The following is a 23,001-nucleotide window of genomic DNA, read 5'->3' on the forward strand; positions in this document are numbered from 1 at the left end:
CGCGCCCTTACAGGTGGTGTTTGTAGGTGTCGTACTCGGCGTCGGGCTCACCCGTCGGCCTGAAGTACTCGATGTTCTCGAGGGTGTAACCCCACTCCTCGCGCGGCTTCCACTTGGCCTCCACGCGCATGCCCATCCGCACGTCGGCGGCGTCGCAGTCGAGGATCAGGTGTAGGAACGCGATGTCCGCGCCGTCGAGAAGCACGTAGGCGGCGACGTACGGCGGCTTGATCCGCTGTCCGAGGAACGGGACGTTCACGATGCAGAACGTGGTGACGATGCCTCTGTCCGGCAGTTCCACCTGTTCCTTCGTCGGGATGCCGTCGGTGGGGTTGGCGCTGCGCGGCGGGATGTACACCTTGCCGTCCGGTCCGGTGCGACCACCGATCAGTTTGCCCGCCTTCAGCCCTCGGAGGTAGTAGCTCTCCTCTGCGGAGGCGGAGTGCATGTAGTCGAGATCGATCGGCGTCGTGACCATCGTGACCGGTTCCGACTCCGTGGTCGGTTCGGGTTCGCCCGCCGACTCCCCGGGCTCGAAGCACACGATGTCCTGAATGCGCCCGACGCGCTCCTGCGCCCATCTCGCCCGGACCCGCATACCCGTGCTCATTGCGGCGGGGGAGCCGACGTCCACGGCATGCACCAGGGACGTGTCGGCGCCGTCGAGCGTGATCAGCGCCCACGCGAAGGGCGTGGTGAGTGGCTGTCCGGCAATCGGTTCCGGCATCCACGTCCAGCTCACCACGGTCCCGGCGTCGGAAACCCCGACGAAGTCGGTGAGAGGTTCGGCGGTGTTCGGGTCGAATTCGGGCGGTGGCACGTAGACGCGTCCGTCCGAACCGCGGGCGCCGATGACCTTGCGGTCGCGCAGCGCGGTCACGAAGGCTCCGATGGTCGGACCCACCGATCGGGTGTAGTCGAATTGAAGTTTCAGCGGGGCGCTCAACGGTTCGTTCGAGAATTTTTCGGCCACCGCGCTCTTTCCCATGCTCACAACTTCGAGTAGAACAGGTTCTAGTGTTTGTGGCAAGGGTCACTTATGACGACGGTCGATGCGGAGGCACACGATGAAGCTCGGGTTGCAACTGGGATACTGGGGCGCACAGCCGCCGGCGAATGTCCCGGAGTTGATCGCCGCCGCCGAAGCCGAAGGATTCGACGCCGTCTTCGCCGCCGAATCGTGGGGATCCGACGCCTTCACCCCCCTCGCCTGGTGGGGTTCGAGCACCCGACGCGTCCGTCTGGGCACGTCCGTCGTCCAGATCTCCGCCCGCACACCCACCAGCACCGCCATGCACGCACTCACCCTCGACCACCTCAGCGGCGGCCGGGCCATCCTCGGACTCGGTGTGTCCGGGCCGCAGGTCGTCGAAGGGTGGTACGGGCAGCCGTTCACGAAACCGCTCGCCCGCACCCGCGAATACGTCTCCATCATCCGGAAGGTGCTGTCGCGGGAGGAACCCGTCACCAGCGACGGCCCCCACTTTCCGTTGCCCTACACCGGCGCCGGCAGCACCGGCCTCGGGAAACCGCTCAAGCCGATCACTCACCCGCTCCGTGCCGACATCCCCATCTGGCTCGGCGCCGAAGGTCCGAAGAACGTCGCGCTCACCGCCGAGATCGCCGACGGCTGGCTCGCCATCTACTACTCGCCGCGCCTCGCGCCCATGTACAACGAATGGCTCGACGAAGGCTTCGCCCGCCCCGGAGCCCGACGCAGCCGCGAAGACTTCGAAGTCGCGGCCACCTGTCAGGTGATCGTCACCGAAGACCGCGCCGCCGCCATCGCCGGCCTCAAACCGATCACCGCGCTGTACGTCGGCGGCATGGGCGCCCCCGAACTCAACTTCCACGCCCAGGTCTACACCCGCATGGGCTACGGCGAGCAGGTCGAGGAAATCGGGCGCCTCTTCCGCGCAGGCCGCAAAGACGAAGCGGCCGCCGTCGTCCCCGACGAGATGGTCACCGAGACCATGATCATCGGCAACGTCGACGAAGTCCGCGCCGACGTCAAACGCTGGGCCGACGCCGGCGTCACCATGCTCCTCGTCTCCTGCCGCGACGCCGACCACGTCCGCGAACTGTCCGCGGCGGTCCGCGGCTGACCTCCCGCGGCCGGGCGAATGTACCTTTCGGCGCACCTGAGGCGTTGAACGGTGCATTCACCCGCGCGCTTCGAGCATCCGGACCTCCGGCCGGGGGCGGGACGACGCCAGCTGATAGTGCGACCGGAGGTCGGCGATCACGCGGTCGGGGTCGTCGCGGACAGCGCTCGGTAGCGTCGGCAGCACGATGATGCCGTGGTTCTGCATCCGGGTGCGGCGCTCGACGGTCGACTTGTACGCCTTCGGCGCCAGATGCCAGTCGAGGGAGTCGATGTCCCACGCAAATGCGACGTCGTCGATCCAGCCGTCCGGCATGGCGATGAACTGCCCGGCGGCGTCGACGATCCTGCGGTTGAAGACCATTCGTGGCAGTCCGCTGCGCAACCACAGTCTGCGGGCTTCGGCTTCGGACACCGAGTGGACGTCGGCACTCACTTCGCGCAGCACTGTCCGGGGGAGTGCTGCACCCCGTCCACTACCCGAGTCCAACTCCGCGATCAGTTCGGCGACGCTCACCTCGCCTCGCTGGACCACCTCGGCGATGAGGGATCGAGTGCTGTCCAGGGTGCGGCACCGTCGTGCCGCATCGAGCAACGCGCGTGGTAGCGGGGCGCAGGGAAGCCCGTTGCGCGTCACCGGCACCGGCAACCGCGTCGTACGTTCGACGAGAACGAAGCCTGTGGACTGCACGCGCCGATGCGTGGCGATCAGAACATGGGCGTCGCCCGAGTACGACGTTCCGTAGCCGTATTCGTGCAGCGCGGCCCGCCCGGTGAGCACTGCGTTCTCGCCGCTGAGCACGATCGCGGCCACCGCACGCTGACGCGCGGTCGGCCGACCGTTGCCGAGCATCACGACACCCGGAAGGATGCGTTGCCACGGCCCGCCCGGACGGCATCGAGCGTCGATCGCCGAATTCGACACACCCCACTGCCTCAACTCGGCGGTGCGGATGATTCCGGACCGGCTCACTCCGTACAGGTCTTCGAGGCGATGCCCCCACACTCCCCGTCGCATGGAGTCGATGATGGCTCATCCGGTGTCGGCGGCGTGCTCGGTCACCAGGCGATTTGGTGAGCCTGTGGATAAGTAGCGGGCAGTGGATAGCCCTCACACCCTGGGCGAATGTACCTCTCGGCGCCCTAGCTGCGCCGAACGGTACATTCACCCGGGATCAGTGCACCCCGGGTCAGCGGCCCTCGAACTTCGGCGCGCGCTTTTCGGAGAAGGCGCGGGGGCCTTCCTTCGCGTCGGCGCTCTTGAAGACCTCGGTGCCGAGGGCGGCGTCGACTTGAAATGCCTCCTCCTCGTGCATGCCTTCGGTGTCGCGGATGGTCTTCAGGATCGCCTGGACGGCGAGGGGTCCGTTGGCGGAGATGAGGTCGGCGAGTTCGAGGGCCTTGTCGAGGGCCTGACCGTCGGGGACGACGTGTCCGATGAGGCCGATCTCTTTGGCCTCGGGGGCTTTGATGTGGCGTCCGGTGAGCAGGATGTCGGCGGCGACGGTGTACGGGATCTGCCGGACGAGGCGCACGGCGGAGCCGCCGAGGGGGAAGAGTCCCCATTTGGCTTCGGAGACACCGAATTTGGCGCTCTCTCCGGCGACGCGGATGTCGGTGCCCTGCAGGATCTCGGTGCCGCCGGCGATGGCGGGACCCTCGACTGCGGCGATGAGGGGCTTGGTGAGGCGCCGTCCCTTCAGGAGCGCCTCGATCTTGGACAGGTCCCAGCCGCCGCCGGAGAACGAGTCGCCGGGGTGCTGCGACGTCATGGCCTTGAGGTCGGCGCCCGCGCAGAATGCGCCGCCTGCGCCGGTGAGGATGGCGACCCGGATGTCCGGGTCGGAGTCGACCTGATCCCACGCGTCCCGCATGATCGCCATCATTTCGCCGGACAGCGCGTTCTTCGCCTCGGGTCGGTTCATCGTGACGATGAGGACGTGCCCGCGCTTCTCCACGAGGCAGTGCGGCGACTGTGCCGAAATGTCGGATTTCTCGGTCGTTGTAGAGGACACTGAAGTCTCCCGAAGGGTGTGTGAGCTGGCTCTCAAATTAGGTCTTGCCAGAAACGGTAACACGTTCTACTTTGTTGACGTGGCCCTTAATATCGCAGACCTCGTAGAGCACGCAATCGACCTCGTTCCGGACCGCGTCGCGTTGGTGTCCGACGACCGGGAAGTGACGTACGCGCAGATGGAGGAGAGGGCCAATCGCCTCGGCCACTACCTGCGCGAACAGGGTGTTCAGCCCGGCGACAAAGTGGGCATCTACTGCCGGAACACCATCGAGGCCATCGAGGCCATGGTGGCGGTCTTCAAGATCCGTGCCGTGATGGTGAACGTCAACTACCGGTACATCGAGAACGAGTTGCAATACATCTTCGACAATTCGGACATGGTCGCGCTCGTTCACGAGCGCCGCTACTCCGACAAGGTCGCGAACGTGCTCCCCGAGACGCCGCTCCTGAAGACCACCGTCGTGGTCGAGGACGGCACCGATCTCGAGTACGAGGGCATCGAATACGAGGCCGCACTCGCGCAGGGTTCCCCCGACCGCGACTTCGGCGAGCGCACTGGCGACGACCTGTACATGCTCTACACCGGTGGCACCACCGGCAAACCCAAGGGCGTCATGTGGCGTCACGAGGACGTCTGGCGGGTGCTCGGCGGCGGCATCAACTTCATGACCGGTGAATACGTCGAGGACGAGTGGGATCTCGCGAAGCTGGGCGCCGAGAGCCCCGGCATGACCCGCTTCCCGATCCCGCCGATGATCCACGGCGGCAGCCAGTGGGCGGTGTTCCAGAGTCTGTTCGGCGGCGGAAAGTGCGTGATGCACCCCGAATTCGACGGCCACGACGTGTGGCGGATCGTCGATCAGCACAAGGTCAACCTCATCTTCATCACCGGCGACGCGATGGCGCGACCGATGCTCGACGCGCTGGTGGAGGGCGACAAGGCGAGCGGCGAACCCTACGACCTGTCGTCGCTGTTCCTGATGGCGAGTTCGGCGGCACTGTTCTCGCCCAGCATCAAGGAGAAGTACCTCGAACTGCTGCCCAACCGGATGATCACCGACTCCATCGGTTCGTCCGAGACCGGTTTCGGCGGCCTCAGCGTGGTCGCGAAGGGCGACTCGCACGGCGGCGGCCCGACGGTGAAGATCGACGCGTCCACGTCCGTCCTCGGCGAGGACGGGAACCCGGTGGAGCCCGGGTCCGGCGTGGTCGGCATCCTGGCGCGCAAGGGGCACATCCCGATCGGCTACTACAAGGACGAAGAGAAGACCAAGGCCACGTTCAAGGAGATCAACGGCATCCGCTACTCCATCCCGGGCGACTTCGCGCAGGTGGAGGCGGACGGCACGGTGACAATGCTCGGCCGCGGCTCGGTGTCGATCAACAGCGGCGGCGAGAAGATCTTCCCCGAGGAGGTCGAGGGCGCCCTCAAGTCGCATCCCGACGTCTTCGACGCGCTCGTGGTCGGCATTCCCGACGAACGCTTCGGCCAGCGCGTCGCCGCCGTCATCCAGACCCGGGGTGGGGCGCGGCCGGGCCTGCACGAGATCGCCGACGCGGCGCGCAAGGAGATTGCGGGATACAAGGTTCCGCGCAGCCTCTGGTTCGTCGACGAGATCAAGCGCTCGCCGGCGGGTAAGCCCGACTACCGCTGGGCCAAGGAACAGACCGAGACCCGACCGGCCGACGACCACAACGGCAACGGCTCGCCCGAAAGCAAAGGCGCGTAAATGCACACGAGTTTGAGCGAGAAGTTCGGCATCGAGTACCCGGTCTTCGGGTTCACTCCCTCCGAAGACGTTGCCGCGGCGATCTCCCGGGCCGGCGGTCTGGGTGTGCTCGGCTGCGTCCGGTTCAACGACCCCGAGGAGCTCGAGGCCGTCCTGTCGTGGATGGATGAGAACACCGACGGCAAGCCGTACGGCGTCGACATCGTGATGCCGGCGAAGGTGCCCACCGAGGGCACGTCGGTGGACCTCGAGTCGCTGATCCCCGCGGAACACCGCGCGTTCGTCGACCGGACCCTGGCCGATCTGGGGGTGCCGCCGTTGGATTCGGGTGCCGAACACGCGACCGGTGTGCTCGGCTGGCTGCACTCGGTGGCGCGTTCGCATGTGGACGTCGCGCTGAATCATCGAATTGCGTTGATCGCCAACGCCCTCGGTTCGCCACCGAAGGACGTCATCGACCAGGCCCACGAGAAGGGCGTTCCGGTGGCCGCGCTGGCCGGCGCCGTCGAGCACGCGCGCAGGCACGTCGCGAACGGTGTCGACATCGTCATCGCGCAGGGGTACGAGGCCGGTGGGCACACCGGTGAGATCGCGTCGATGGTGCTGGTTCCCGAGATCGTGGATGCCATCGGTGATTCCGCCGCGGTCCTCGCGGCCGGGGGTATCGGCAGTGGACGTCAGGTCGCTGCTGCGCTGTCGCTGGGGGCGGCGGGGGTGTGGATGGGGTCGTACTGGCTCACCACGTCCGAGTACAAACTCGGCAGCGCGTCGTCGGAGGGGCCGTCGGCGATCCAGCGTGCCCTGCTGGGTGCGACGTCCGCCGACACGGTGCGGTCCCGGATCTACTCGGGGAAGCCCGCGCGCCTGCTCAAGACCAAGTGGACCGACGCCTGGTCGAAGCCGGACGCACCGGCGCCGCTGCCGATGCCGCTGCAGAATTTGCTGGTCAGCGAGGCGCATCAGCGGATCGCTGCGTCCGAGAACCCGGATGTCGTCGCGATGCCGGTGGGGCAGATCGTCGGCCGGATGAACGAGATCCGTCCGGTGGCCGAGGTGATGGACGAACTCGTCAAGGGCTTCGAGTCGGCGGTCTCCCGCCTCGACAGCTTCCGGTAGCCGATGTGAGTGGCAAAGTATGCGTCAGCACACTTTGCCACTCACCTGGGGGAGTAGCCGGTTCCGTCGCGGACCCACACCGGATCGGTGCACTCGGCGGCCTCGGCGCTCAACACGCGGGTGAGGACCTTGAACGTGGCGGTCCGCGGGAACTCGGCACACACCCGGATCAGACTCGGACGCTGCTTCGGACCCAGGTCGGACTGCGCGTCGAGGAAGCGTGTGAAGGCCACCGGGTCGAAGTCACGCGTCGGGACGACGGCCGCCATCACCCGGTCCCCGGTTTCGGGGTCGGGCACCGCGTACACCGACACCTGGGCGAAGCCGTCGTACCGCATCAGGATGCGTTCGATGGGCGCCGAACCGATGTTCTCGCCGTCGACGCGCAACCATCCGGAACTACGCCCCGCGAAGTACACGAACCCGTCGGCGTCCCGGTACGCGAGGTCGCCGCTCCAGTACTTGCCGTCGCGGATCCGCTCGGCGTCGGCCTCGGGATTGTTGTAGTAGCCCGCGAACGCACCGGACCCCGCGACGTTGACGAGTTCGCCGGTCGCGGCCTCGGCATTGAGCACCCGGCCTGCGGAATCGAATTCGGCGGGGGGACAAGGCTTGCCGGTCTCGGGGTCGAGGATCGCGATGCCCTCGGGGAGCTTGCCCAGAGAACCTGCCGGCGCCCCGGGGGTGCCGGAGATGGCGACACCGCCCTCGGTGGAGCCGAATCCGTCGACCACCGCGGTGCCGAAGCGGCGCGCGAACGCCGCGACCGCGGGCGCGGACCCCTCGTTGCCGTACATCACTCGCAGGGTGTTGTGGGCGTCGTCGGGCAACTCCGGGGTAGCCAGCACATACGACAGCGGCTTTCCGACGTAGTTGGCGTAAGTGACGCCGAACTTCCGCACATCGGACAGGAAGTTGGACGCGGAGAACTTGCGCCGCAGCGCAATCGAGCTGTGCCCCGCGAGTGCCACGGACCATGCCGCCATCATGGCGTTGGAATGGAACATGGGCATCGACATGTAGACGACGTCGTCCGGGGTCAGGCCGAAGCGTTCGGCGAGCATGATGCCGGGCCCGGTGATCTTCGCGTGGGTGCAGCGCACCGCCTTCGGATCGCCGCTCGTGCCGGACGTGAAGATGAGCATGAACAGGTCGCCGGCCGCGGCTGCCCTCGGCGTGAATTCGGGGCGCTCGCAGGCGAGCAGGGCGGACCATGCGCGGGAATCCACGTCGACGACGGGAACACCCGGGTCGAGACCGTCCAGCAGCGCGGACTGCCCGGATTCGGTGAAGACCACCTGGCAGTCGGCCAGCGCGATGTCGCGGGCCAGCGCCTCTCCTCGTCGAGTGGTGTTGAGCCCCACGAGGACGGCGCCGGACAGCGCCGCAGCCCCGGCGAGGAGCGAGAACTCGGGGACGTTGTCCATCAGGACACCGAAGTGCCGGGGCCGCTGTGCATCGAGCAGATCTTCGAGGATCGCGGCGCGCCGCAGGCTCGCCCGCACGTGTTCGGACCACGACAGGAACCGGTCCTCGAAGTACAGGCCCTGGGCGCCCGACTTCGAGACGCCCAGGAGCAGATCCGATACCGTGCGCGCGAGCGTGGCGGTCATGCCGGGACGGTGGCCAGTTCGGCGCCGAGGATCCGCAGCTGCTGGGTGGCCGAGCCGAGCCGGAACTCGAGTGCCTTGGCGGCGAGGAAGTACCGGTGCACGGGGTGGTCCTCGTCGAGTCCGACGCCACCGTGGACGTGGACGAGGGTGTGGGCCACCCGGTGCCCGGCGTCGGACGCCCAGAAGTTGGCGGTCTGGATGTCGCCTTCGCTGGGCAGGTCCTCGCTGAGCCGCCACGCCGCCTGCCACAGCGTGAGCCGGACGCCCTTCACATCGATGTAGCCGTCCGCGAGGCGCTGGGCCACGGCCTGGAAACTGCCGATGGGCCGCCCGAACTGCACCCGCTCGCGGGCGTAGGCGGCGGTGAGTTTCAGGGCTTCGTCGAGGACGCCGTACTGGTACGCGCAGGCGCCGAGCGAGCCGCGCTCGACGAGCCATGCCACGATCTCGCTGCCCCGGTCGACGGCGCCGAGCACGCGGTCCTCGGCCAGCGACACTCCGTGGAGGGTCACCTCACCGGTGCTGGCCAGGTCGACGGTCTGCTGGCGGGTGACGGTCACTCCGGCGTCGTCGGGGCGGACGAGGAAGACGGCCACACCGTCCGGGGTGGTCGCCGGGACCAGGAAGAGGTCGCCGGACGGTGCCGCGTCGACGACGATCTTGGTGCCGTCGAGGGTCCAGCCGTCCGCGCCGCGTTCGGCGCGCGTGACGGGTGCACCCGGATTGTCGTTGAGTTCCTCGTCGAGGGCGACGGTGAGGATCTTCTCTCCACACGCGGCCGGAGTACCCCAGTCGGACCGCTGCTGCTCGGTCCCGTATTTCGCGATCGCGCCTGCCGCCATCACGATCGACGACAGATAGGGCACCGGCGCGACGGCGCGGCCCAGTTCGACGAGGATGCTGCACTGCTCGAGGACGCCGAAACCGTCGCCGCCCACCGACTCCGGCAGCGCGGCGCTCAGGACGCCGGACGACGCGAGTGCGGACCACAGCCGGCGATCGAGGCGGTCCTCCGCGTCGTCGAGTTCACGGAGACGGTCGTTGGTGACGAGGTCCGAGACGATTCCTCGGGTGAGGCCGGCCAGATCCTGCTGGGCCACGGTGGGGGTGAAGTCCATTGTCGTAGTCCTAACGCTTCGCTGGGGGCAGGCCGAGGGCGGTCATGGCGATGATGTCGCGCTGCACCTCGTTGGTTCCGCCGCCGAACGTGAGGATCAGCGACGACCGGTGCATCCGTTCGAGTCGCCCGCGCAGCAGGACACCGGGGGAGTTCTGCCGCAGCGTGGCCGAAGGTCCGAGGATCTCCATCAGCAGCCGGTACGCCTCCGTGGCGAACTCCGTGCCGTAGACCTTGTTGGCCGACGCCGCCTCCGGGCCCGGCGCGTGGTCGGTGGACGAGGCGATCTCCCAGTTCATCAACTTGAGGTACTCGGCCTTGGCGTGGACCCGGGCCAGATTGATCTGCACCCATTCCTGGTCGATGACGCGGCGGCCGTCCGGCAGTTTGGTGTTCTGCGCCCATTCGCGCACTTCACGCTGGGCGGTGAGGACCGGACCGGCGGAGGTGAGGGCGACGCGCTCGTGGTTGAGCTGATTGGTGATCAGTGCCCAGCCGCCGTGTTCGGGGCCGACCAGCGCGGACGACGGAACCCGAACGTCCTGATAGTAGGTGGCGCTCGTGTCCGGACCCGCCATCGTGTGGACGGGGGTGTACGAGAAGCCTTCGGCGGTGGTCGGGACGATCAGCATGCTGATGCCCTTGTGCTTCTTGGCTTCGGGATCGGTACGGCAGGCCAGCCACACGTAGTCGGCGTACGCGATCAGGCTCGTCCACATCTTCTGTCCGTTGATGACGTAGTCGTCGCCGTCCTTGACGGCGGTCGTGCGCAGGCTGGCGAGGTCGGTGCCCGCTTCGGGCTCGGAGTAGCCGATGGAGAAGTGCAGTTCGCCGGCGGAGATCTTGGGCAGGAAGAACGACTTCTGCTCGGGGGTGCCGAAGTGCATGATCGTCGGTGCCACCGAGTTGATGGTGAGGAAGGGGACCGGGGCGCCGGCGATGGCGGCCTCATCCGTGAAGATCAGCTGCTCCATGGCCGACCGTTCCTGGCCGCCGTACTCCTTGGGCCACCCGAGCGTCAGCCAGCCGTCCTTGCCCATCTGGGCGACGACGTCGCGGTAGACGTTGCCCTCGCCGTATTCGCCGGTGGTGGCGGCCAGTGCCTCTCGACGCTCCGGCGTCATCAGCTTCGCGAAGTACGCGCGCAGCTCTTCCCGCAGCTGCTGCTGCTGGGGTGTGTAGGTGATGTGCATCGAAATACCTCTCCAGTCCGAGAGCGGAATCAGCTGAAATCTGGCACAGGTTCCAGTCTCTGCGGTGCATTCGCGGAACCGGCCCCGACCGGCCCCGGAGCGTGCCCGGTAGGCGTGCTCGCAGTCGTGGAACGAATCATTGCACACGACTGGAACAGGTTCTAGTGTTATCGCAGGAACGAAGTGCGCCACAGCCCGGCGGCACCCGGATCCGCGAGTGGCGAGACGACGAGAAGTGAGGGTTGCCATGGAGGTCAGAGTTGATTTCGACCGTTGCGAGGCCAATGGTGTGTGCGTGGGGATCGCACCCGACATCTTCGAGCTCGACGACGACGATCAGCTGCACATTTCGAGTGCCGTTCCTCCCGCCGACCGGGAGGAAGACGTGCGTACGGCGATCGCCCAGTGTCCGAGGGCCGCACTCACCGAGCACCCCTGAGGATTGTTGCCCGGAATGAGAACACGTTCTACAGTGACGTCGACCTACCGCCGGGTCGTGTTCGCGACCTCCGGCGAGTGCACAGAACCAGGAGAGCGTGTTCATGAATGCTGTGGCTGACCGCGATGTGAACGTGGACGGCAAGGTCGCCGTCGTGACCGGCGCCGGATCCGGCCTCGGAAAGTTCGAGGCGATCGCACTGGCCCGCGCCGGTGCGTCCGTCGTCGTCAACGACCTGGTCGCGAACGACGCCGTGGAGGCAACCCTAGACGAGATCCGGGGCCTGGGCGCGAAGGTCGAGTTCGTGGCAGGCGACATCGGGGAACGGTCCACCGCCGACGCGATCATGGAGGCGGCGCAGAGCCGGCTCGGCAGCCTCGACATCCTGGTGAACAACGCGGGCATCACGCGGGATCGCATGCTGTTCAACATGTCCGACGAGGACTGGGATCTGGTGCTGAAAGTTCATCTGCGCGGACACTTCCTGCTGTGCCGCTCAGCCGCCTCGTACTGGCGGGGCAAGTCCAAGGAAGCCGGTGCGCCCGTGTACGGGCGCATCGTCAACACCTCGTCCGAGGCGGGACTGCTCGGCCCCGAGGGGCAGGCGAACTACGGCGCCGCCAAGGCGGGTATCACGGCGCTCACGCTGTCGGCGGCCCGTGGGCTGTCGCGGTACGGCGTCCGAGCCAACGCGATCTGCCCCCGGGCCCGCACGTCGATGACGGAGAACGTCTTCGGCGAGGCACCGGCCGAGGGGGTCGACCCGTTGTCTCCCGAGCACGTGGCCGCGCTGGTCGCCTACCTCGCATCGCCTGCCGCCGACTCCGTAAACGGTCAGGTCTTCGTCGTCTACGGCCCGATGGTGGCGTTGATGGCGGCACCGGTCGTGGAGCGGCGTTTCGACGCCGCGGACGGTCGGTGGACACCCGGCGCGCTCGCGGCGGAGCTCGGGAACTACTTCGCGGATCGGGATCCTGCCGCCATGTTCTCGGCCTCCGCGGCGCTCCGCGAACTGGGCTGATCTGCGTCCCCGGGGACGAGGAACCGACACGAAGGTTGTTTCCGTATCGTTTCCGCAGGTAATGCCCCCGCGATGGGCGATACTGAAGGCAACTGAAGAGCGGCGGAACGGGGGCCTGGTAACCGTGGAGGGGTGTTCGAGTGGTGTGCCGGATATGACTAGATCGTGTTCTAGTTCTGCTGTCGTCGAACGGTTCGATCAAGCGTGCCCAGCCGGTCCGGCGACTCCCGGGGCCGGCCTCCTCACGCGGTTGCACGGAACCGGGGCCGACGACGATTCCGACGGTCGTCGGTATGCGATGAAATTCGTTCAAAGTTCTTGTGCCATAACCTCTTGAATCCACACCTCGGCCTTCCCGCTCAGCGTGAACCGTCGGTTCCGATCGGGGGGAGAAACGCCCGGCATTTCAGTCGAATTCGGACCTCGGGGCGTGCTGAATGTGGGACGATTCTTGCTGATGAGCGACCACCTTTGACAGGTGAACACGTTCTAGTTAATATGGCCTGAGTCACAGACCGCTGGGGGGCTGGGCTCGAACTGACAGTCGGTGCTGGGCGAGATCATGGACGAGGAGGACGGATGGTAGACCTCCTCGAGGTGCCGTTGCGTGCGGTCGGCGGGTTCTTCACGATGTCGGGCGAAACGTTGAGGGCAGTCTTCTCGAGGCCCTTCCAGCGTCGCGAGTTCGTGGACCAGGCGTGGTTCGTCGCCCGGGTCTCGATGGTGCCCACCGTGCTGGTGGCCATCCCGTTCACCGTCCTGGTGAGCTTCACGATCAACATCCTCCTCCGCGAGATCGGCGCCGCCGACCTCAGTGGCGCCGGCGCCGCTCTCGGCACCGTCACCCAGGTCGGTCCCATTGTCACCGTGCTCATCGTGGCGGGTGCAGGCGCCACCGCCATCTGCGCAGACCTCTCCGCCCGCACCATCCGCGAAGAGATCGACGCGATGCGGGTGCTGGGCATCAATCCGATCCACCGCCTGGTCGTGCCACGAGTGCTGGCGTCGACCGCCGTGGCGCTCCTGCTCAATGGGCTGGTCTGCACCATCGGCATCCTCGGTGGCTTCGTCTTCTCGGTCTACATCCAGGACGTCAACCCGGGTGCGTTCGTCAACGGCATCACCCTGCTCACCGGATTCGGGGAGCTCGTCATCTCGGAAGTCAAAGCCGGTCTGTTCGGCATGATCGCCGGTCTCGTCGCCGCCTACCTCGGCCTGAACGTCAGGGGTGGCGCGAAGAGCGTCGGTGACGCCGTCAACCAGACCGTCGTGTTCTCGTTCATGGCCCTGTTCGTGGTCAACGTTCTCGTCACCGCCGTCGGCATCAAGCTGACGGCAGGGTGATCGACATGGTGGTGGAGTAGATGGCACTAGCGGCGGCCGGGCGCTTTCCCCGAACTCGCAAACGGTTCGCGTCGGCGTCCCGCTCGATCGACCGGCTCGGTGAGCAGGCGCTGTTCTTCGCGCGTGCCATCGGATGGGCGCCCCGCGCCCTGATGCACTACCCGAAGGAGACGCTGCGGCTCATCGCCGAGATCAGCATGGGCACGGGTGCGCTCGCGGTAATCGGCGGAACGGTCGTCATCGTCGGCTTCCTGACCTTGTTCACCGGCGGCACCATCGCGGTGCAGGGGTACAGCTCGCTCGGCAACATCGGCGTCGAGGCCCTCACCGGCTTCTTCGCGGCCTTCATCAACGTGCGTATCGCGGCGCCGGTCATCGCAGGCATCGGGCTTGCGGCCACCATCGGCGCCGGCTCCACCGCCCAGCTCGGCGCCATGCGCGTCTCGGAGGAGATCGACGCGCTGGAGACGATGGCGATCCCGTCGATTCCGTACCTGGTCAGCACCCGTGTGATGGCGGGGATGATCGCCATCATCCCGCTGTACGCCCTCGCGGTGATCGCGTCGTTCATGGCCAGCCGGTTCGCGACCGTAGTGCTGTACGACCAGTCGTCCGGCGTGTACGACCACTACTTCTCGACGTTCCTGATACCGACGGACATCCTGTGGTCGTTCGCGCAGGCCATCGTCATGGCGATCGCGATCATGCTCATCCACACCTACTACGGTTTCAACGCCTCGGGCGGTCCGGTCGGCGTCGGTGTGGCCGTCGGCAACGCGGTGCGCTCCTCGCTGATCGCCGTCGTCACCGTCACCCTGCTCATCTCGCTCGCCATCTACGGCGGGTCCGGCAACTTCAACCTTTCGGGATAGGAGTGCCGGTAGATGACTGATTCGGGTGGGAAGAAGAAGCTCGCGGCACTCGTCCTCGTGGTGAGTCTTCTCGCGATCATCGGTGTGTCACTGGCCATGTTCAACGGAACCTTCAGCGAGACCACGCCCGTCACCGTCACGTCGGATCGTTCCGGGCTGGTGATGGAACCCGACGCCAAGGTCAAGCTCCTCGGTGTCGAGGTCGGCCGCGTCGGCTCCATCGAACACGTGACGGACGGCGCCGAGCTGAAACTGGCGATGTACCCCGACATGATGTCGCTGATTCCCTCCAACGCCACCGTGGAGATCAAGTCCACCACCGTGTTCGGCGCCAAGTACGTCAACTTCGTGATGCCGGACAACCCGTCGTCCACCCCTCTTCAGGCAGGGGACGTCATCGCGTCCGACAACGTCACCGTCGAGTTCAACACGGTCTTCCAGCACCTGTCCGACGTGCTGGCGCAGGTACAGCCGGAGAAGCTCAACGCCACCCTCGGCGCGATCTCCTCGGCGCTGCGCGGGCGCGGCGAGGAACTCGGCGCCCTGCTCGAGCAGAGCGACAGCTACCTGGCGAAGATGAATCCGAGTCTTCCTCAGCTGCAGGAAGTTTTCGCGAAGGCCGCGCAGGTCACCGACGTGTACGCCGACACCGCACCGGATCTGCTGCGAGTGCTCGACAACGCGACGGCCACCAGCGGCACCGTCGTCGACGAACAGGACAACCTGGATGCCGTGCTGCTCAACGTCACCGGGCTGGCCGACACGGCCAACACCGTACTGACCGAGAACGAGCAGAACCTGAACTCCTCACTCGACCTGTTGCTCCCGACGACGGATCTACTGGCCGAGTACTCGCCCGAGATCTCCTGCTTCATCGTCGGCCTGAACAATGTGATCCCCCTCGCCGAACAGCTCATCGGTGGCAATCAGCCGGGCATCGCGCTGAGCGCCAGCTTCATGTACGGGCAGGAGCCGTACACCTATCCGAAGGACCTGCCGAAAGTGAATGCGACAGGTGGGCCGAACTGCCACGGTCTTCCCAATCCTGATCTCAGCAAGCATGCGAACTTCGTCGTGGCCGACACCGGAACGGTGCCGTTCGTGCCGTCGACGGAAGTCCAGGTGCACCTGCCCAAGGTGTTCCAGCTGTTGTTCGCGGGTGTGTACCCCGGGCAGGGTGGGCAGTGACAGTGCGAGCGACCACGGTCAAGCTGTTGATCTTCGCGACGGTGATGTCGGTGATCTTCGCCGGACTCGCCCTGGTGTTCAGCCAGTACCGGTTCAGCAGCTCCGACGGGTACCACGCCACGTTCACCGACGTGTCCGGGCTCAAGCCCGGCGACAAGGTGCGCATCGCCGGCGTTCCCGTCGGCGCCGTCGAGAAGGTGAGCATCGACGACGACAACCTCGCCGACGTCGACTTCACCGTCGACACCAAGTACTCGCTGTTCGACGGGACCAAGGCCACGGTGCGGTACGAGAACCTCGTCGGCGACCGGTACATGGAACTTCTCGAAGGCGCCGGTTCGGTGGAACCGCTACCGGACGGTGGATCCATTCCCGTCGAGAATACTTCTCCTGCACTCGATCTCGACCTTCTGCTGGGCGGGTTCAAACCGTTGCTGCGGGCCTTGGACCCGCAGCAGGTCAACGACCTGTCCCAGGCGCTGGTCCAGGTGTTCCAGGGGCAGGGCGGAACGCTCGTCTCGCTCCTCGGCAGCACGAGTTCGTTCACGAACACCCTCGCCGACCGGGACCAGTTGATCGGTGAGGTGATCACGAACCTCAACCAGGTGCTCGGCACCATCAACGACCGCGGCGACCAGTTCCGGTCGACGCTCGACCAGTTGCAGCAGCTGGTCAGCGGGCTCTCCCAGGACCGCGATCAGATCGGTGACGCCATTCCCCGCATCGCGGGGGCGACGGGCGATCTCGCGAATCTGCTCGAAGGTGCGCGGCCACCGTTGCAGAGCACGATCGCCGAGGCCAACCGCACTGCAACCCAGCTCCAGGCGGGGGAGGACGACCTCGACTGGGTGTTCCAGAATCTGCCCGACGCCTACCGGAGGCTCATCCGCATCGGCACGTACGGCAGCTTCTTCCAGATGTACGTCTGCACGGTGAAGTTCAAGTTCTCCGGCCCGGACGGATCGGATCTGCTCCTCAACATGCCGGGCGGTCAGACGGCAGGGAGGTGTGCACCGTAGCCATGAAACGCGAACGTAATCCCGTGCAGGTGGGAATCATCGGTGTCGCCATCGCGAGCATGATCGTGATCGCGACCCTGCAATACGATCAGCTGCAATTCCTTTCGGGCGGAACGCAGTACTCCGCCTACTTCGAGGACGCGGGTGGGCTGATGACCGGCGACGCGGTGACGCTCGCCGGCGTCGACGTCGGGAAGGTCGCCGAGGTCGAACTCGACGAGCAGCACGTGCTCGTCACGTTCACGATCGAGGACGGCATCGTCCTGGGCGACGCCACCGAGGCGAACATCAAGACCAACACCGTTCTCGGGCGCAAGTCGCTGGCCGTCACCCCGCTCGGATACGAGACGATGCCGGTGGGGTCGACGATTCCGTTGGAACGCACCAACTCTCCGTACTCCCTCAACGACGCGCTCGGGGATCTGTCGAACACCGTGTCCGAGCTCGACACCGATGAGGTCAACAACGCGTTGAACGCAATGTCCGGCGCTCTCGAGAACACACCGCCCGAGCTGCGTACAGCACTGGACGGCCTGACCCGGTTGTCGGAGAGCATCAATTCGCGGGACGAGACGCTGCGACAGCTGCTCTCGCGTGCCGAGAACGTGACGGGAATCCTCGCCGAGCGCAGCGGGCAGATCAACTCGCTGATCGTCGACGGGAATCAGCTGTTCGGCGAACTCGACCGTCGCCGCACGGCGATCAGCCAGCTGATCGTGAACATCTCCGCGGTGTCCCGGCAGCTCACGGGACTCGTCCAGGACAACGAGGAGCAGATGAAACCGACGCTCGACAAACTGAACTCGGTGGTCGATGTCCTGCAGCGGAACAAGGACAACATCTCGCAGGCGCTCGACGGCCTCGCGCCGTACGCCACTCAACTCGGCGAGTCGGTCGGTAGCGGGCCGTTCTTCATGGCGTACGTCTACAACATCGGCATCGGCAACCTGCTCCAGGGGCTCAGCGACGCGGTGACGTGGCCGGAGCACCTCCCCAACGACCTTCAGGCCTACCTGCAGACAGGTCCGTCCATCGAGCTGAGGGAACCGCCGCGATGACGACGAACCCGGAGATCACCAACACGCGGAAGAAGTGGCTGATCCGCGGCGGCGTCGCCGCGGTCGTGGTGGTGCTGATCGTCGGCGCCGCAGTGATGTTCGTGCCCAAGCTCTTCCAGAACACGATCACCGCGTACTTCCCGACGACCACCGGGCTGTACTCGGGCGACGACGTCCGCGTCCTCGGTGTGAAGGTGGGGACGATCGACTCGATCGAGCCCGGCGCCGATTTCGCACGGGTGACGATGAACGTGCAGAAGAGCGTCGAGATCCCGGCCGACGCGAAGGCCGTCATCGTCGCACCCAGCCTGGTGTCGGGACGGTTCGTTCAGCTGACACCCGTGTACGCGGGTGGGCCGACGATGGGCGACGGCGCGAGCATCCCCGTGGAGCGCTCGGCCGTTCCGGTGGAGTGGGACGAGATCAAGACCGAGCTGAACAAGCTGTCGGAGGCACTCGGGCCGCAGGGCGCCGACCCGCAGGGGTCGCTCGGCACGTTCATCGACACCGCCGCCGACAATCTCGACGGCAACGGAGAGTCGTTGCGGAACACGCTGCGGGAACTGTCGGAGACCATGCGGACCCTGTCCGACGGCCGGACCGACCTGTTCTCCACCATCCGCAACCTGCAGACGTTCGTGGCGGCTCTGTCGTCGAGCAACGAGCAGATCGTGCAGTTCGAGGGACGGCTCGCGTCGGTGTCGAACATGCTCGCTACCAACTCCGACGAACTCGGAACCGCGCTGAACGATCTCGACCTCGCGCTCGGTGACGTCAACCGGTTCGTGGCGGAGAACCGCGCCGCCCTCAGTGAGCAGGTCGGCCGTCTGGCGGACGCCACCCAGGTGCTCGCCGACAAGAGGCCGCAGATCGAGCAGGTGCTCCACGTGGCGCCCACGGCGCTGGCCAACTTCAGCAACATCTACAAGCCGGCGCAGGGGTCACTGGTCGGTGCGGTCGCGTTTGCGAACCTCGCGAACCCCGTGAACTTCATGTGCGGCGCCATCCAGAGCCTCCAGGCCAACGAGGCGAATCGGAGTGCGGACCTGTGCACGCAGTACCTGTCGCCGGTCCTGAACTCGCTGACGATGAACTATCTGCCCGTCCTCACCAACCCGACGACGGGAGTGAATGCGTTCCCGGATCAGATCGAGTACACCCCGCCGAGCCTCGAGGCCTCCGTACCTCCGCGGTCTGCGCCGCCGATGACCGGGGCCCTCGCCGGGATGCCGACCGTCGCCGTGCCCAAGGACCTGAACGATCTGCTGCAGCCGGGAGGTGGGCGATGACGAAGCACACACGGGTGCGTCGCGGCGGTATCGCGGCCGTGGCGATCACGTTGTCCCTCACCCTCACCGGGTGCGAGTGGGAAGGGCTGAACTCGCTTCCCCTCCCGGGCACCGAGGGACAGGGCGACGACGCCTACACGGTCGAGATCCAGATGCCCAATGTCACGACGCTGTCGCAGAACTCGCCCGTCCGCGTGAACGACGTGACGGTGGGCTCGGTGACGGGCATCGACGTGCAGGACTGGCACGCACTAGTCACCGTCTCGATCAACGGCGACGTCCAACTGCCTGCCAACGCGACCGCCAAGATCGGCCAGACCAGCCTCCTCGGCTCGCAGCACCTCGAACTGGCTCCGCCGACCGACGCCGAGCCCGAGGGCCGGCTCGAGAACGGCGACGTGATCCCCATCGAGCGGGCGGGCGCCTACCCGACCACCGAGCAGACGTTGTCGTCCCTGTCGGTGGTGCTCAACGGTGGCGGCATCGCCCAGGTCCGGGACATCACCACGGAACTCAACGCCGCACTGGACGGCCGGGAGGACTCGATCCGCGACCTTCTTCCGCAGCTCGACCAGCTCGTCACGAGCCTCGACCGGCAGCGCGGCGACATCATCGGGGCGATGGAGGGGCTGGACCGTCTTGCGGGCACCGTCAACGAGCAGAAGGCCACCCTGGACGCGGCGCTGGACGGTATCCCGCCCGCGCTGGAAGTGCTCGTCACCCAACGGCAGAACCTCACCACCGCACTGGTCGAGGTGGGCAAGCTCAGCGACACCGCGTCGCGTCTCGTGGAGAGTAGCGGCGAGGAACTGAAGGCGAATCTGGCAAACCTCACACCGGTGCTGCGTGAGCTCGCCAACTCAGGGAGCGCGTTGACCGAGGTGCTCACGCTGATGCTCACGTACCCGTTCCCGATGAAGACGATGGACAAGGCGATTCAGGGTGACTACGCGAACCTCATGATGACGATCGACATGACCAACGAACGCCTCGACAACAACTTCCTGACCGGAACCGGCCTCGGCGGATCGCTCGGCGGCGTCGAGGGCGCCGTGGGATCGCTCGCCGGGGTGGCCGGGCAGTCGGGTGATCCCCTGCAGGCGCCCCTGCAGCCGGCTCCCGCACCGCCGGTGATTCCGGGGCTTCCGCAGATACCCGGACTGCCGCAGATCCCGGGCCTTCCGCCGCAACTGGGAGGGGCGCCGACACCATGAGAATGACGAGATTCGTTCGCATTCAGCTGATCATCTTCTCGATTCTCACCGTCATCGGGCTCGTGGTGATGTCGATCCAGTACGTGAAGGTGCCGGTGCTGTTCGGCGTCGGGCGCTACGAGGTGAGCGTCCGACTGCCGTCCACCGGTGGGCTCTACTCGCACGCCAATGTCGCCTACCGCGGCACCAACATCGGTGTCGTCGAGAACGTGACCCTCACCGGCGACGGTGTGGAAGCGAAGATGTCACTCGACAGCGACTACAAGATTCCGGCCGATGTCGACGCGGCAGTCAAGAGCGTGTCGGCGGTCGGCGAACAGTACGTCGATCTGATTCCCCGGGACGGCGCCGCCGAGGCGAACGGCCCGTACCTCGCGGACGGCGACGTGATCCCGTTGGACCGGGCCACCATTCCGCAGGATGTCGGCGAAATGCTCGACCAGGCCGACGAACTGCTCGCCAGCATTTCGGACACCAGGCTGCAGACGGTGATCGACGAGGCGTTCACGGCGTTCAACGGATCGGGCCCCGACCTGCAGCGGCTCATCGACTCGGCCCGGTTGTTCGTCGAGGAGGCCGACGCGAACAGCGACGCGACGAAGGCCCTGATCGACCAGGTCGGCCCACTGCTCGACACCCAGGTGGTCAGCAGCGACGCCATCCGGTCGTGGACCCAGGACCTGGTGACGTTCACCGACCAGTTGCGGGCGAGCGACCCGAGCCTGCGGTCGGTGCTGGAGAAGGGCCCGGGAACGGCGCAGGAAGCCACCCAGCTGTTCCAGGACCTGCAGCCGACACTGCCGATTCTACTGCGGAATCTGGTGAGCGTCGGCCAGGTCGGGGTGATCTACAACAAGAGCATCGAACAGGTGCTGGTCATCTACCCACCCCTGACCGCGGCGCTCGTGACGGCCGCGACCGGCGGGCCGGTGGAGGACGGCGCGATCGTCGACTTCGCCCTGCAACTGCACGACCCGCCGGCCTGCACGACGGGATTCCTGCCTCCGGAGCAACGCCGGTCGGGAGATCAGACCGACCCGATCGCAACACCGAACGACCTGTACTGCAAGGCCGCTCCGGACGACCCGGCCGTGGTGCGCGGCGCGCGGAACCTGCCGTGCATGGAGTTCCCGGGACGTCGCGCGCCGACGGTCGAGGCGTGCCGCGAGGGCTGGGAGGCGTCGGGCAACAACCCGCCGTACGGGCCGATCATGCCGCCGGATGTACCCTCGTACACAGCCGTTCCGAGTTCCTACGAAGGCGCCGCGGGTGCACCGGTTGCGGCCGTGCCCTACGACCCGGCCACCGGTAGCTTCATTGGTTCGGATGGAAAGACGTACACCCAACCGGATCTGGCGGTGCAGGGAAAGGACTCGACGTGGCAGACGATGATGACAGGTCAGCAGATTTGAGTTCCAGCACAGACGAGCGCGCAACCGACCCCGCGGAGCAGGCGACCGAGCAGACCTCCGCCGCGAAGGACCGGGGCAGGCGCAGGGCGGTCCGGCACGCCGGCCCGCCGGTAGGGGGGACCGAGGCCCCGAAGCCGGTGGTCCTCGCCAAGCCGGCAGACATGCACGCCGCGCCCGACGCGGAAGAGGTGTCGACGGCGAAGGCCGCGTCCCCGGACGCTCCGGCCCCCGACGCACCGAAGCAGCGTCGTACCCTGAAGTCGTTGCTCGCGTGGGGTGTTACCGCGGTGGTCGTCGTCGCACTGGTCGTCGCGGCGGTGGTCCTGCTGCTCGACCAACAGTCCGCACGGGAACGGGACGACCGCCGTCAGGCCTTCGTCGACACGGCCCGGCAGACGGTGCTCAACCTGACAACCATCCATCCCGAGACCGCGAAGGAAGACGTCGACCGGATCATCGCCGGCGCATCGGGTCAGTTCCTCGAAGAGTTCCAGGGCCGTGAGGATCCGTTCGTCGGCGTCGTGCGGGACGCGAATGTGACCACCGAGGGCCAGGTCGTCGAGGCCGGTGTCGAGAACGGGAGCGAGACGTCGATCTCGGCGAACGTTCTGGTGGCCGCGCGGACGATGGTCAGCAGCAAGGAACAGCCCGAACCCTCACCGCGCGACTTCCGAATGCGAGTGACCGTCAGCGACGTCGACGGCAAGTTGACCGCATCGAAGGTGGAGTTCGTCCCATGACTGACAACAACGAAGACAAGCGAAAGTTCGCCGTCACCAAGCAGACAGCGCTGAAGATCGCGGCCGCGGTGGTGGTGGTCGCCCTTGCCGTGGTGGTGGGATTCCTCTGGTACGACCACCGGCAGGACCAACTCGCGGAGCAGGCGCGCACCGAGGCCGTCGACGCCGCGGGCAAGCAGGCCGTCGCGATGCTGGCCTACGATTTCGCCGACGTCGACAACCAGCTGGCCGCTGCCGCAGACGGACTCACCGGTTCGTTCCGCGACGACTACACCACCCTCGTGCAGGAAACCATCGCGCCGGGCGCCAAGGAGAAGCAACTCACCGTGCAGGTGTCGGTGCAGGCCGCCGCGCCCGTGTCGACCACACCCGACGAGGCGGTGGTTCTGCTGTACCTCAACCAGACGACGACGAGCGCCGACGCTCCCGACGCCCGGACGTCGGGCAGCCGCGTACGGGTGTCGCTGCAGAAGGTCGACGACCGCTGGCTCGTCGATCAGCTGACCCCGGTGTAG

Annotated in this window: 21 protein-coding genes; 15 read left to right on the forward strand and 6 right to left on the reverse strand. The window is 66.6% G+C overall.

Translation table 11 applies throughout. From position 1 onward, the window contains the following. Positions 1 to 7: 7 nt before the first annotated feature. Positions 8 to 988: a Zn-ribbon domain-containing OB-fold protein gene (locus PSR88_RS23865; RefSeq protein WP_016884007.1), complete on the reverse strand. Its 981-nt coding sequence runs from the start codon at positions 986 to 988 to the stop codon at positions 8 to 10. 79 nt (positions 989 to 1,067) lie between these two features. Here PSR88_RS23865 and PSR88_RS23870 point away from each other — a divergent pair, with 79 nt between their 5' ends. Then, entirely contained in the window at positions 1,068 to 2,105 is a 1,038-nt protein-coding gene (locus tag PSR88_RS23870) for an LLM class F420-dependent oxidoreductase (protein WP_016884006.1), read from the forward strand. 57 nt (positions 2,106 to 2,162) lie between these two features. On the opposite strand, the gene PSR88_RS23875 is transcribed toward PSR88_RS23870, so the two are convergent. Continuing rightward, positions 2,163 to 3,122: a hypothetical protein gene (locus tag PSR88_RS23875; RefSeq protein WP_029539608.1), complete on the reverse strand. Its 960-nt coding sequence runs from the start codon at positions 3,120 to 3,122 to the stop codon at positions 2,163 to 2,165. 172 nt (positions 3,123 to 3,294) lie between these two features. Beyond that, a complete protein-coding gene (locus tag PSR88_RS23880; RefSeq protein WP_009477755.1) occupies positions 3,295 to 4,119 on the reverse strand; it encodes a crotonase/enoyl-CoA hydratase family protein in 825 nt (274 codons plus the stop codon). A gap of 79 nt (positions 4,120 to 4,198) precedes the next feature. Here PSR88_RS23880 and PSR88_RS23885 point away from each other — a divergent pair, with 79 nt between their 5' ends. Then, positions 4,199 to 5,851 (forward strand): acyl-CoA synthetase, encoded by a 1,653-nt coding sequence (locus PSR88_RS23885; RefSeq protein ID WP_009477756.1) that lies wholly within the window; start codon positions 4,199 to 4,201, stop codon positions 5,849 to 5,851. After that, positions 5,852 to 6,967: an NAD(P)H-dependent flavin oxidoreductase gene (locus PSR88_RS23890; protein WP_016884004.1), complete on the forward strand. Its 1,116-nt coding sequence runs from the start codon at positions 5,852 to 5,854 to the stop codon at positions 6,965 to 6,967. 41 nt (positions 6,968 to 7,008) lie between these two features. Here the strand turns inward: PSR88_RS23890 and PSR88_RS23895 are convergent, their stop codons facing one another. The 3 genes from PSR88_RS23895 to PSR88_RS23905 are packed head-to-tail and all read right to left on the reverse strand — an operon-like array spanning position 7,009 to position 10,890. After that, positions 7,009 to 8,580, reverse strand: a complete 1,572-nt coding sequence (locus tag PSR88_RS23895; RefSeq protein ID WP_016884003.1) for a long-chain-fatty-acid--CoA ligase — start codon at positions 8,578 to 8,580, stop codon at positions 7,009 to 7,011. Beyond that, positions 8,577 to 9,698, reverse strand: a complete 1,122-nt coding sequence (locus tag PSR88_RS23900) for an acyl-CoA dehydrogenase family protein (RefSeq protein WP_016884002.1) — start codon at positions 9,696 to 9,698, stop codon at positions 8,577 to 8,579. Before PSR88_RS23900 ends, PSR88_RS23895 begins: the two co-directional genes overlap by 4 nt. Positions 9,699 to 9,708: 10 nt before the next feature. Next, on the reverse strand, positions 9,709 to 10,890 hold the full coding sequence (locus PSR88_RS23905) for an acyl-CoA dehydrogenase family protein (RefSeq protein ID WP_009477760.1): 1,182 nt from the start codon (positions 10,888 to 10,890) through the stop codon (positions 9,709 to 9,711). Positions 10,891 to 11,137: 247 nt separating this feature from the next. Here PSR88_RS23905 and PSR88_RS23910 point away from each other — a divergent pair, with 247 nt between their 5' ends. From PSR88_RS23910 to PSR88_RS23965, 12 genes are all read left to right on the forward strand, one after another. Beyond that, the gene (locus tag PSR88_RS23910) at positions 11,138 to 11,329 is read left to right on the forward strand and encodes a ferredoxin (RefSeq protein ID WP_005262894.1); all 192 of its coding nucleotides are present in this window, start codon (positions 11,138 to 11,140) and stop codon (positions 11,327 to 11,329) included. Positions 11,330 to 11,432: 103 nt separating this feature from the next. Next, a complete protein-coding gene (locus tag PSR88_RS23915; RefSeq protein WP_011597038.1) occupies positions 11,433 to 12,350 on the forward strand; it encodes a 3-oxoacyl-ACP reductase in 918 nt (305 codons plus the stop codon). Positions 12,351 to 12,929: 579 nt separating this feature from the next. Then, complete coding sequence (locus PSR88_RS23920; protein WP_016884001.1) at positions 12,930 to 13,694, forward strand: MlaE family ABC transporter permease; 765 nt, start codon at positions 12,930 to 12,932, stop codon at positions 13,692 to 13,694. A 20-nt stretch (positions 13,695 to 13,714) separates the two neighbouring features. After that, the gene (locus PSR88_RS23925) at positions 13,715 to 14,566 is read left to right on the forward strand and encodes an MlaE family ABC transporter permease (protein ID WP_005244538.1); all 852 of its coding nucleotides are present in this window, start codon (positions 13,715 to 13,717) and stop codon (positions 14,564 to 14,566) included. A 12-nt stretch (positions 14,567 to 14,578) separates the two neighbouring features. After that, positions 14,579 to 15,754 carry an MCE family protein gene (locus PSR88_RS23930; RefSeq protein ID WP_016884000.1) on the forward strand — a complete coding sequence of 392 codons (1,176 nt, stop codon included), beginning with the start codon at positions 14,579 to 14,581 and terminating at the stop codon, positions 15,752 to 15,754. Next, positions 15,751 to 16,773, forward strand: coding sequence for an MCE family protein (locus PSR88_RS23935; protein ID WP_016883999.1), 1,023 nt, complete (start codon positions 15,751 to 15,753; stop codon positions 16,771 to 16,773). Before PSR88_RS23930 ends, PSR88_RS23935 begins: the two co-directional genes overlap by 4 nt. Before the next feature lie 2 nt (positions 16,774 to 16,775). Then, entirely contained in the window at positions 16,776 to 17,831 is a 1,056-nt protein-coding gene (locus PSR88_RS23940) for an MCE family protein (RefSeq protein ID WP_009477767.1), read from the forward strand. Continuing rightward, positions 17,828 to 19,120, forward strand: coding sequence for an MCE family protein (locus PSR88_RS23945; RefSeq protein WP_009477768.1), 1,293 nt, complete (start codon positions 17,828 to 17,830; stop codon positions 19,118 to 19,120). Before PSR88_RS23940 ends, PSR88_RS23945 begins: the two co-directional genes overlap by 4 nt. Then, a complete protein-coding gene (locus tag PSR88_RS23950; RefSeq protein WP_011597043.1) occupies positions 19,117 to 20,334 on the forward strand; it encodes an MCE family protein in 1,218 nt (405 codons plus the stop codon). Before PSR88_RS23945 ends, PSR88_RS23950 begins: the two co-directional genes overlap by 4 nt. Continuing rightward, complete coding sequence (locus PSR88_RS23955; protein WP_016883998.1) at positions 20,331 to 21,746, forward strand: MCE family protein; 1,416 nt, start codon at positions 20,331 to 20,333, stop codon at positions 21,744 to 21,746. Before PSR88_RS23950 ends, PSR88_RS23955 begins: the two co-directional genes overlap by 4 nt. Continuing rightward, a complete protein-coding gene (locus PSR88_RS23960) occupies positions 21,743 to 22,486 on the forward strand; it encodes a hypothetical protein (protein WP_016883997.1) in 744 nt (247 codons plus the stop codon). The genes PSR88_RS23955 and PSR88_RS23960 overlap by 4 nt, the downstream gene beginning before the upstream one ends. Continuing rightward, entirely contained in the window at positions 22,483 to 23,001 is a 519-nt protein-coding gene (locus PSR88_RS23965) for a hypothetical protein (protein WP_009477772.1), read from the forward strand. Before PSR88_RS23960 ends, PSR88_RS23965 begins: the two co-directional genes overlap by 4 nt.

The organism is Rhodococcus sp. DK176, assembly GCF_038447315.2.
Classification (GTDB): Bacteria; Actinomycetota; Actinomycetes; order Mycobacteriales; family Mycobacteriaceae; genus Rhodococcus_F; species Rhodococcus_F jostii_A.

Bases quoted from the DNA above. Each gene is read 5' to 3' on its own strand.
- PSR88_RS23870 (WP_016884006.1), top strand. From the start codon at position 1,068: ATGAAGCTCGGGTTGCAACTGGGATACTGGGGCGCACAGCCGCCGGCG.
- PSR88_RS23875 (WP_029539608.1), bottom strand. From the start codon at position 3,122: ATGCGACGGGGAGTGTGGGGGCATCGCCTCGAAGACCTGTACGGAGTG.
- PSR88_RS23950 (WP_011597043.1), top strand. From the start codon at position 19,117: ATGACGAAGCACACACGGGTGCGTCGCGGCGGTATCGCGGCCGTGGCG.
- PSR88_RS23905 (WP_009477760.1), bottom strand. From the start codon at position 10,890: ATGCACATCACCTACACACCCCAGCAGCAGCAGCTGCGGGAAGAGCTG.
- PSR88_RS23965 (WP_009477772.1), top strand. From the start codon at position 22,483: ATGACTGACAACAACGAAGACAAGCGAAAGTTCGCCGTCACCAAGCAG.
- PSR88_RS23915 (WP_011597038.1), top strand. From the start codon at position 11,433: ATGAATGCTGTGGCTGACCGCGATGTGAACGTGGACGGCAAGGTCGCC.
- PSR88_RS23900 (WP_016884002.1), bottom strand. From the start codon at position 9,698: ATGGACTTCACCCCCACCGTGGCCCAGCAGGATCTGGCCGGCCTCACC.
- PSR88_RS23910 (WP_005262894.1), top strand. From the start codon at position 11,138: ATGGAGGTCAGAGTTGATTTCGACCGTTGCGAGGCCAATGGTGTGTGC.
- PSR88_RS23895 (WP_016884003.1), bottom strand. From the start codon at position 8,580: ATGACCGCCACGCTCGCGCGCACGGTATCGGATCTGCTCCTGGGCGTC.
- PSR88_RS23925 (WP_005244538.1), top strand. From the start codon at position 13,715: ATGGCACTAGCGGCGGCCGGGCGCTTTCCCCGAACTCGCAAACGGTTC.
- PSR88_RS23865 (WP_016884007.1), bottom strand. From the start codon at position 988: ATGGGAAAGAGCGCGGTGGCCGAAAAATTCTCGAACGAACCGTTGAGC.
- PSR88_RS23945 (WP_009477768.1), top strand. From the start codon at position 17,828: ATGACGACGAACCCGGAGATCACCAACACGCGGAAGAAGTGGCTGATC.
- PSR88_RS23890 (WP_016884004.1), top strand. From the start codon at position 5,852: ATGCACACGAGTTTGAGCGAGAAGTTCGGCATCGAGTACCCGGTCTTC.
- PSR88_RS23920 (WP_016884001.1), top strand. From the start codon at position 12,930: ATGGTAGACCTCCTCGAGGTGCCGTTGCGTGCGGTCGGCGGGTTCTTC.
- PSR88_RS23940 (WP_009477767.1), top strand. From the start codon at position 16,776: ATGAAACGCGAACGTAATCCCGTGCAGGTGGGAATCATCGGTGTCGCC.
- PSR88_RS23955 (WP_016883998.1), top strand. From the start codon at position 20,331: ATGAGAATGACGAGATTCGTTCGCATTCAGCTGATCATCTTCTCGATT.
- PSR88_RS23930 (WP_016884000.1), top strand. From the start codon at position 14,579: ATGACTGATTCGGGTGGGAAGAAGAAGCTCGCGGCACTCGTCCTCGTG.